At 71.7% G+C, this 10,985-nt stretch carries 1 protein-coding gene and 1 pseudogene; both read left to right on the top strand.

Going from position 1 to position 10,985, the window contains the following annotated elements; translation table 11 throughout:
- Window positions 1-35 precede the first annotated feature (35 nt).
- Window positions 36-8,957 (top strand): annotated as a pseudogene (locus ABZ385_RS33095) (SDR family NAD(P)-dependent oxidoreductase); the annotation flags it as partial.
- A 70-nt stretch (window positions 8,958-9,027) separates the two neighbouring features.
- A partial coding sequence (locus ABZ385_RS33090; RefSeq protein ID WP_358914190.1) for a type I polyketide synthase occupies window positions 9,028-10,985 on the top strand: 1,958 nt, incomplete at its 3' end.

Below are 10,985 nucleotides of genomic sequence, written 5' to 3'. Positions count from 1 at the left end.
TGTCTTCGTTCGGTATCAGTGGGACGAACGCGCATGTGATCATCGAGCAGGCCCCCGAGCCGGCCGAGCCGACCGAGCCGGTTGAGGTGGAGCAGACGGAACCGACGGAGCCGGGTGTGGGTTCCTTGGTGGTGCCGTGGGTGCTCTCGGGTCGTGGCGCGCAGGCGTTGCGGGGGCAGGCGGAGCGGTTGCTGGCGCATGTCGAGGCGCGTGGTGAGTTGTCGCCGGTGGATGTGGGCTGGTCGCTGGTATCGGAGCGGGCGGAGTTCGAGAACCGGGCCGTCGTGGTCGGCGGGGACCTGGACGCACTGGTGTCCGGAGTCGGCGCGCTGGCGCGGGGTGAGATCGCCTCTGGAGTGGTGACCGGTCCGGGCGAGGGTGTGACACGGACGGCTGACCGTGTGGTGTTCGTCTTCCCGGGTCAGGGTTCGCAGTGGGCGGGTATGGGTGCCCGTCTGCTCGATGCTTCTCCGGTGTTCGCGGAGGTGATGAACGAGTGTGCGGTGGCGCTCGCGCCGTATGTGGACTGGTCGTTGCTGGATGTGGTGCGGCAGGCGGATGGTGCCCCTTCGTTGGAGCGGGTGGATGTGGTCCAGCCGGTGTCGTTCGCGGTGATGGTGTCGCTGGCCGCGTTGTGGCGTTCGTACGGTGTCGAGCCTGCGGCGGTCGTGGGGCATTCGCAGGGTGAGATCGCGGCCGCGTATGTGGCGGGTGCGCTGTCGCTGCGGGATGCGGTGAAGGTGGTGGCGCTGCGGTCGCAGGCGATTGCCGGTGGGTTGGCGGGGCTGGGCGGGATGATGTCGGTGGCGTTGCCGTTGGCGGAGGTGGAGTCTCGGCTTGCGGCGTTTGGTGGCCGGGTCGAGGTCGCGGCGTTGAATGGTCCGGCGTCGGTGGTGGTGGCCGGTGATCCGGATGCGTTGGATGAGCTGCTGGCCCAGTGCCAGGCTCAGGGGGTCCGGGCGCGCAAGGTTCCGGTGGATTACGCGTCGCACACTTCGCACGTCGAGCGCATCGAGGGCGAGCTGGCAGGGCTGCTGGCGGGGATCGAGCCGGCGTCGGCCCAGGTTCCGCTCTATTCCACGGTGACGGGCGAAGTCATCGACACCGCCGGCATGGATGGCGCGTACTGGTACCGCAACCTTCGCCACACGGTTCGTTTCGAGGAGACCATCGGCACTGTCCTGGAGGCAGGTGACGCGGTCTTCATCGAGGTGTCCGCGCACCCGGTCCTGGCGGCTGCTGTGCAGGAGACCGCCGAGGCCCGTGGCATGGACGGCACAGTGGCGCTCGGCTCGCTGCGGCGTGACGAAGGCGGTCTCGACCGTTTCCTCACCTCACTCGCCGAGGCCTACGTCCAGGGCGTGACTGTGGACTGGGGTGCGGCCTTCGCCGGCGCGGGCGCATCCCGCGTCGAGCTGCCCACGTACGCCTTCCAGCGCCGGCGCTACTGGCTGGAGACCCGGACCCGCCCCGGCGCCGCCCATGAGCGCGAGGCGGACGAGGTGGAGGCGCGCTTCTGGGACGCCGTGGAGCGCGAGGACCTCCAATCCGTCGTGACGACACTCGACATCTCCGGCGAAGAGCCGTTCAGCGCGGTCCTGCCCGCCCTGGCGTCCTGGCACCGGCTGCGGCAGGAGCAGTCCAAGCTCGACGGCTGGCGCTACCGGATCACTTGGCAGCCGCTGGAGAAGACGCCGGACTCGGCACTGTCCGGGACCTGGCTGGCGGTCGTCCCCGCCACGCACGCCGAGGACGAGTGGGCCGCCGAGACCGTCCAGGCGCTGGGCTCCCGAGGGGGACGCACCATCCGCCTGATCGTGGCCCCAGACGCCGACCGGCAGCGGCTGGCCCGGCAGTTGTCCGAGGCGGTCGAGAGCACGCCCGTCGCCGGCGTCCTGTCCCTGCTGGCGCTCGACGAGACCGCGCACCCCCGGCACGGGGGCGTGCCGTCCGGCCTGGCAGGCACCTTGAATCTGCTGCACGCGCTGGAAGACGCGGGTGTCGAGGCACGGCTGTGGTGCGGCACGCGCGGCGCTGTCTCGGTCGGCCGCACCGACCGGCAGACGGGCATCACACAGGCCCCGGTGTGGGGCTTCGGCCGGGTGGCCGCGCTTGAGCACCCTGAGCGGTGGGGTGGCCTGATCGACCTTCCCGAGACGTGGGACACACGGGCGCGGGAACGGCTGTGCGCGGTGCTCGCCGGTGCCACGGCGGGCGCCTCGGTCGAGGACCAGCTCGCGATCCGCCCGGCGGGTGTGTTCGTACGCCGTCTGGCGCGCGCCCCACGGAGCGCGACGGCGCGCGGTGAGTGGAAGCCGCGGGGCACGGTCCTGGTCACGGGCGGTACGGGCGCGCTGGGCGGCCGCGTGGCCCGCTGGCTGGCCGGGCACGGAGCCGAGCACCTCGTGCTGACGAGCCGCAGGGGCTCGGACGCCCCCGGCGCGGCCGAGCTGACCGCCGACCTCACCGGACTGGGCGTCGGGGTGACGGTGGCCGCGTGCGACGTGTCCGACCGGGCCGCGCTCGCCGAGCTGCTGGCATCGATCCCCGACGACCGTCCGTTGAGCGCGATCGTCCACGCGGCCGGAGTGCTCGACGACGGGGTCATCGAATCGCTGACCGTCGAGCATCTGGAGCGGGTGCTGCGTTCCAAGGCGGTCGCCGCACGCCACCTCGACGAGCTCACCGAGCACCTGGAACTCGACGCGTTCGTGCTCTTCTCCTCGGTCGCGGGCGCGCTGGGCAACGGCGGTCAGGCCGCCTACGCGGCAGCCAACACCTACCTCGACGCGCTCGCCCTGGACCGCCGGCAGCGCGGCCTGCCGTCGGTGGCCCTGGCCTGGGGCACGTGGAGCGGTGGCGGCATGGTCGGCGGTGCGATCGACGACCGGATGAGCCGTCGTGGCCTGAGGTCGATGGCGCCCGAGGTGGCCATCGAGGCGCTCGGCCAGGCGGCCGACCGCGATGAGCCGTTCCTCGCGGTGGCCGACATCGAGTGGCCGCGATTCGCCGCCGAGTTCACCGCGACCCGTACGAGCCGGCTCTTCGACGAGCTGCCCGAGGCCCGAGCGGGCCGTGGCACCGGCGAGGGCGACGCCACCGAGTCGCACTCCGGCTCGGGGCTCGCCGGGCGGCTGGCCGGCCTCGCGCCGGTCGAGCAGGAACGGCTGCTGCTCGAACTGGTACGTAAGCACGCCGCCGCCGTGCTTGGGCACGCCGAAGCGGACGCGGTCGCCGCCGGACGCGCCTTCAAGGACCTCGGCTTCGACTCGATGCGGGTCATGGAGCTGCGCAACCGCCTGAACGCCGCCACCGGTCTGCGACTGGCCACCGGCGCCGTCTTCGACCATCCCACGGCCACCCTCATGGCCCAGCACCTGCGGACGGAGCTGGTGGGCGACGCGGCGGCGGCCGAGACCGCCGCTCCGGCACCGACCCCCGTGGCACTGCCCGCGGACGACGAGCCGATCGCGATCGTCGCGATGGGCTGCCGCTTCCCCGGCGACGTCAGCACGCCCGAGGAGCTGTGGCAGCTCCTCGCCGAGGGCCGCGACGTGATCTCCCAGCTGCCGACCAACCGGGGTTGGGACGTCGAGGGGCTGTACGACCCCGACCCCGAGCAGCCCGGCAAGAGCTACACCCGCGAAGGCGGCTTCCTGCACGACGCCGCCGAGTTCGACCCCGGGTTCTTCGGGATCTCGCCGCGCGAGGCCCTGGCCATGGATCCGCAGCAGCGGTTGCTGCTGGAGACCACTTGGGAGGCGCTCGAGCGGGCCGGTATCGACCCGGAGTCCCTCAAGGGCAGCATGACCGGCGTCTTCGCCGGAATGACCTATCAGGATTACGCCGCACGGCTGCACGAGGCCCCGAACTCCGTCGAGGGCTATCTGCTGACCGGCAAGTCCTCCAGCGTCGTCTCCGGGCGCATCGCGTACGTCCTGGGTCTGCAAGGGCCCGCCATCACCGTGGACACGGCGTGCTCGTCCTCGCTGGTCACCCTGCACCTGGCCGCTCAGGCGCTGCGCCAGGGCGAGTGCTCGCTGGCACTCGCGGGCGGCGTCACGATCATGGCCGCGCCCGGCATGTTCATCGAGTTCAGCCGCCAGCGCGGTCTTTCGGCCGACGGCCGCTGCAAGGCGTTCTCCGCGGAGGCGGACGGTACAGGTTGGGGCGAGGGCGCCGGCATGCTGGTGCTCGAGCGGCTCTCGGACGCCCGTCGCCACGGGCACCCGGTGCTCGCGGTCATCCGGGGCAGCGCGATCAACCAGGACGGCGCCTCCAACGGCCTGACCGCCCCCAACGGACTCTCACAGCAGCGGGTGATCCGTCAGGCGCTCGCGAACGCGCGGCTGACGGCCGCCGATGTGGACGCGGTGGAGGCGCACGGTACGGGTACGACGCTCGGTGACCCGATCGAGGCCGAGGCGCTGCTTGCGACGTACGGCCAGGACCGGCCGGAGGACCGGCCGCTGTGGCTGGGCTCGCTGAAGTCCAACATGGGCCACCCGCAGGCCGCCGCAGGCGTCGCCGGTGTGATGAAGATGGTGCTGGCGATGCGGCACGGCGAGCTGCCGCGCACCCTGCACGTCGAGGAGCCCTCCCCGAAGGTGGACTGGGAGGCCGGCGCGGTCGAGCTCCTCACCGAGCAGCGGGAGTGGCCGGAGACCGGACGGCCGCGCCGGGCGGGCGTCTCCGCCTTCGGTGTGAGCGGTACGAACGCGCACGTCATCTTGGAGCAGGCGCCGGTAGTGGCCGAGGAGCCCGCGGCGCCGGCGGTGGCGCTTCCGGTGGTGCCGTGGGTGGTGTCGGGGCGTGGTGCCCAGGCGCTTCGGGGTCAGGCGGCCCGGCTGTTGTCGCGGGTTGAGGGCGATGCTGGGTTGTCGCCGGTGGATGTGGGCTGGTCTCTGGCGTCGGGGCGTTCTGCTTTCGAGCACCGAGCTGTGGTGGTCGGTGACGGTCGGGATGCTCTGCTGGCTGGGTTGGGTGCGTTGGCCCGGGGTGAGTCTGCTCCTGGTGTCGTTGTCGGTCAGGGTGTGGGTTCTGGTCGGTTGGCGGTGTTGTTCTCGGGTCAGGGCAGTCAGCGGGTGGGGATGGGCCGTGAGCTGTATGGCCAGTTCCCGGTGTTTGCGGATGTGTTTGACCGGGTGTGTGGGTTGCTGGACCTGGAGTTGGCCGGGCATGTGGGGCGGTCGGTTCGTGAGGTGGTGTTCGGGGATGCGGGTCTGCTGGGTCAGACGGTGTTCACGCAGGCTGGCCTGTTTGCGGTTGAGGTGGCGTTGTTCCGGCTGGTGGAATCCTGGGGTGTTGCACCCGACTTTGTGGGTGGGCATTCGATCGGTGAGATTGCGGCGGCTCATGTGGCTGGGGTGTTCTCGTTGGAGGACGCGGTTCGGCTGGTGGCGGCTCGTGGCCGGTTGATGCAGGCACTGCCCGCCGGTGGGGTGATGATCGCCGTGCAGGCCACCGAGGCCGAGGTCATGCCTCTCCTTGCCGAGTATGGGAACCGGATTGGCATCGCGGCGATCAACGGGCCCAGTTCGGTGGTCGTCTCCGGCGACGAGGATGCCGCTCTCGCCCTCGCGGAGACGCTGCGCGGTCAGGGGCGTAAGACGAAGCGTCTTGACGTCTCGCACGCGTTCCACTCGCCGCGCATGGACGCGATGTTGGACGACTTCCGTGGGGTTGCCGAGTCCCTGACCTATGACGCGCCCCGCATCCCTGTGGTCTCGAACGTGACCGGCAAGCTGGCCACGTCCGACGAGCTGGGCTCGGCCGAGTACTGGGTCCGCCATGTCAGGGAAGCAGTCCGCTTCGCGGATGGCGTGACCGCCCTTGCCGAGCAGGGCATCTCGACGTTCCTCGAACTGGGTCCCGACGGCGTGCTGAGCGCCATGGGTGCGGAGTCCGTAAGCGGTGGAATGTTCGCACCCGTGCTGCGCTCCGGTCGGCCCGAAGCCGAGACGCTGCTGTCCGGCCTGGCGCAGGCGTGGGTGCAGGGCGTGGCCGTGGACTGGGCCGGGGTGTTCGCCGGTACGGGCGCCTCGCGCGTCGATCTGCCGACGTACGCCTTCCAGCGCGAGCGCTACTGGCTCGACACGTCCTCCGCCGCGGACGACGCCGCTGCCGCCTCCGGACTCGGACTGGGATCGGCCGGGCATCCGCTGTTGGGTGCGGCGGTTGAGCTGCCGGACTTCGAAGGGGTTGTGTTCACGGGTCGGTTGTCGTTGCGGTCGCATGGTTGGCTGGCCGATCACGCGGTGGGTGACACGGTGTTGCTGCCGGGGACGGCGTTCGTCGAGTTGGCGTTGCGTGCGGGTGAGGAGGTCGGCTGTGACCTCGTCGAGGAGTTGACGCTCCAGGCGCCGTTGGTGCTGCCCGAGCGGGGCGGGGTGCGGTTGCGGCTGACGGTCGCCGAGCCGGACGACGCGGGCCGCCGCACCCTGAGCGTTCACTCGCGCCTGGAGGACACCGCGTTCGACGAGCCGTGGACCTGCCACGCCACGGGCGTGCTGGCCGAGGGCACGGAGCGGTCCGGGGAGGACCTGACCGTATGGCCTCCGGAGGGCGCGGTCGCGCTGGACACCGACTCGCTCTACGAGGACTTCGCCGCGGTCGGCTACGACTACGGGCCGGCCTTCCGGGGCCTGCGGGCGGCCTGGCGGCGCGGGGACGAGATCTTCGCCGAGGCCGTGCTGCCGCGGGAGCAGCAAGCGGAGGCGGCTCACTTCGCCATCCACCCGGCACTGCTGGACGCGGCGCTGCACGGGCTCAGGCTGGGCGCGTTCTTCGGCGACCCCGACGAGGTCCGGCTGCCGTTCACCTGGACCGGGGTGGCGCTGCACGCCACAGGAGCCCCCGTACTGCGCGTGGCTCTCAAGCCGTCCGGGCAGGACGCGGTGTCCGTGGCGGTGGCCGACGGAACCGGTGCGCCTGTGGCCTCCCTCGACTCGCTCGTACTGCGGCCGATCGACCCCGCCCAGCTCGGCGCGGCACAAGGCGGGTCGAACGACGACTCGCTGTTCCGTGTCGGCTGGACGGCCCTGCCCCCGCACCCGCGGGGCACCGGCGCCGCCTGGGCCGTGGTCGGTCCCGACGAGTTCAAGCTGAGTGTGGAGCTGGGCGGCGGCGAGGCGGAGGTGGCGGTGCACGCCGACCTGGCCGCGCTGGCCGACGCGATCGAGGCGGGCGCGCCGGCCCCGGACGCCGTGTTCGTGGCCTGTACCACCGGCCGCAGGCCGACGGACGCCGGACTCACCACGGTGGCGAGCGACGTCCGTACAGCCATCGGAAACGCCCTGGAGCTCGTACGGTCCTGGGTGGACGACGAGCGGTTCACGGCCACGCGGCTGGTGTTCCTCACCCGGGGCGCCGTCGCGACCCGGTCCCCGCAGGAGATGACCGACCTGGCGAACGCGCCGCTGTGGGGTCTGATCCGCTCGGCGCAGTCGGAGAACCCCGGCCGGTTCCTGCTCGTCGACATGGACGAGGAAGAAGCGTCGTGCCTGGCCCTGCCCGCCGCCGTCGAGGCGGGAGAGCCGCAGCTCGCCCTCCGCGGGGGCGAGCTCCTCGCCCCCCGGCTGGTCCGAGCAGGCACGGCCGCCGAAGGCACGGGCCTGACCCTCGACCCGAGCGGAACGGTCCTCGTCACCGGCGCCACCGGCACACTGGGCGGTCTGGTCGCCAGGCACCTGGTCACCGAGCACGGCGTACGGCAGCTGCTGCTGACCAGCCGCCGCGGCCCGGACGCCGAAGGCGCCGCCGACCTCCAAGCGGAACTGACGGCACTCGGCGCGAGCGTGACCGTCGCCGCCTGTGACACGGCGGACCGGGAGCAGCTGGCCCGGGTGCTGGCCGCGGTGCCGGCCGAGCACCCGCTGAAGGCGGTCGTGCACGTGGCCGGTGTCCTGGACGACGGGGTCATCGCGACGCTCACCGCGGAGCGGATCGACCGGGTGCTGCGCCCGAAGGTGGACGCGGCGCTCCACCTGCACCAGCTGACCCTGGACCTGGATCTGGACGCGTTCATCCTCTTCTCCGGGGCCGCGGGCACGTTCGGCACCGCCGGTCAGGCCAACTACGCGGCGGCCAACGTCTTCCTGGACGCCCTGGCCCACCACCGCCGTTCGCTCGGCCTTCCGGCCGTGGCGCTCGGCTGGGGCCTGTGGTCCGAGCGCAGCAGCATGACCGAGCACCTGGACGACAGCGCGGTCAAGCGGTTGGCCCGCATGGGCATCGCGCCCCTGTCCTCCGAGCAAGGCCTGGCGCTCTTCGACGCGGCGGGTGGACTGGACGAGGCAGTGGTCCTGCCCGTACGGCTGGACATGGCCGCGCTGCGCGCCCGCGAGGACGTGGAGGAGATCGCGCCGCTGCTGCGCGGGCTGGTCAAGCCGGTCGCCCGCAGGGCCGCGACCGGCGGCACGACATCCGACGGGGCCACGGGGGCCCCGTCGCTGCGCGACCGGCTCAGCGGGCTGAACGAGGCGGAGCAGGACCGCGTACTGCTGGACCTGGTGCGCGGCCACGTGGCCGGAGTGCTCGGGCACGCGCGGCCCGAGGCGGCGGACGCGGGGCGGTCGTTCAAGGAGCTCGGCTTCGACTCGCTGACCGCGGTCGAGCTGCGCAACCTGCTGAACGAGGCCACGGGGCTGCGGCTGCCGGCCACGCTGGTCTTCGACTACCCGACACCGGGTGCGATCGCGGAGTTCCTCAAGGCCGAGATCGGTCCGGCGCAGAACGCGGAGTCCGCGGTCGGCCTGCGCGAGCTCGACGCCTTCGAGTCCGCGCTCGCGGCGCACGACGCGCTGCCCGAGCCCGTCCAGGAGCGTCTGCGGGAGCTGCTGGCGAAGTACGGCATCCACTCCGGTGGGCCGGCCGGTGGGCCGGACGACTCGGTGGTGGACCAGATCGAAGAGGCATCCGACGAGGACCTCTTCAGCTTCATCGATGAGCAGCTCTGAGCAGCGACCTGTTCTGTTGCGACCCGCTGTGGCGTGAATTCTCGGAAAATGTGAAAGGGAACGTTCTCAGATGGCGAACGAGGAAAAGCTTCGCGCCTATCTCAAGCGGGTCACGGGGGATCTGCACCAGGCTCGGCAGCACATCAGGGACCTGGAGGGACAGGGCTCCGAGCCGATCGCGATCGTCGCGATGAGCTGCCGGTACCCGGGCAGTGTGCGTTCCCCCGAGGAACTGTGGAAGCTGGTCGCCTCGGGCACCGACGCGATCTCCGAGTTCCCGGAGAACCGCGGCTGGGCCGACGACCTGTACGACGCGGACCCGGACAAGCCGGGCAAGAGCTACACCCGCGAGGGCGGATTCCTCCATGAGTCCGACCAGTTCGACCCCGCGTTCTTCAACCTCAGCCCGCGGGAGGCACTCACCATCGACCCCCAGCAGCGGCTGCTGCTGGAGACGTCATGGGAGGCGTTCGAGCGGGCCGGGATCGACCCGGCCACACTGCGCGGCAGCCACACCGGCGTCTACGCCGGCGTCATGTACAACGACTACGGGACGCGGCTGTACGGCACGCTGGACAACTTTGAGGGCTACCTCGTCAACGGCAGCGCGGGCAGCGTCGCCTCGGGCCGTGTCGCGTACACCTTCGGCCTCGAAGGCCCCGCCGTCACCGTCGACACGGCCTGTTCGTCATCGCTGGTGACCCTCCACCTCGCGGCGCAGGCGTTGCGGCGCGGCGACTGCACCCTCGCGCTCGCGGGTGGCGTGGCCGTGATGTCGACGCCCGAGATCTTCGTGGAGTTCAGCCGCCAGGGCGCGCTGTCTCCCGACGGCCGCTGCAAGTCCTTCTCGGACCACGCGGACGGCACCGCGTGGTCCGAGGGCGCGGGCATGCTGCTCCTTGAGCGGCTCTCGGACGCCCGCCGCAACGGACACCCGGTGCTGGCGGTCATCCGGGGCAGTGCGATCAACCAGGACGGCGCGTCCAACGGCCTGACCGCTCCCAACGGCCCGGCGCAGCAGCGTGTCATCCGCAAGGCGCTGGCGGACGCCCAGCTCACGCCCGAAGACGTGGACGCCGTCGAGGCGCACGGCACGGGTACGACGTTGGGCGACCCGATCGAGGCGCAGGCGCTGCTGGCCACGTACGGCCAGGGCCGCTCGGAGGAGCGGCCGCTGTGGCTGGGCTCGCTGAAGTCCAACATCGGTCATACGCAGGCCGCCGCCGGCGTGGCGGGTGTGATGAAGATGGTGCTGGCGATGCGGCACGGGGTGTTGCCGCGGACGCTGCATGTCGATGAGCCGTCAGCGAAGGTGGACTGGTCGGCGGGCGCGGTCGAGCTGCTCACCGAGGAGCGGGCCTGGCCCGAGACCGACCACCCGCGTCGCGCGGGCGTGTCGTCATTTGGCGTGAGCGGCACGAACGCGCACGTGATCATCGAGCAGGCTCCGACGGCGGACGAATCGCCGTCGGAACCGTCGGTGGCCCTTCCGGTCGTGCCGTGGGTGGTCTCCGGTCGTGGTGTGGAGGCGTTGCGGGGGCAGGCGGCCCAGCTGCTTTCCCGTGTGGAGGCCGACGAGAAGCTGTCCTCGGTGGATGTGGGGTGGTCGCTGGCTTCCGGGCGGTCGGCCTTCGAGTACCGCGGTGTGGTCATCGGCGGGGGCCGGGATGCTCTCCTGGCCGGTCTGGGCGCGCTGGCGCGCGGGGAGACCGCCGCCGGCGTGGTCGGCGCACCCGCGCGGGGCCTGTCCGGTGCGGCTGACCGTGTGGTGTTCGTTTTCCCGGGTCAGGGTTCGCAGTGGGCGGGGATGGCGGTGGAGTTGCTGGATTCCGCGCCGGTGTTTGCGGAGCGGTTTGCTGAGTGTGGTCGGGCGTTGGGGGAGTTTGTCGACTGGGATCCTGAGTCGGTGGTGCGGCAGGCGCCGGGGGCGCCCTCGTTGGAGCGGGTGGATGTTGTTCAGCCGGTGCTGTGGGCGGTGATGGTGTCGCTGGCCGCGTTGTGGCGTTCGTACGGTGTTGAGCCTGCTGC

This window comes from Streptomyces sp. NPDC005898, assembly GCF_040629635.1.
Classification (GTDB): domain Bacteria; phylum Actinomycetota; class Actinomycetes; order Streptomycetales; family Streptomycetaceae; genus Streptomyces.
Note: the sequence above shows the minus strand (reverse complement) of the source record. Positions and strands in the feature narration are given on the sequence as shown.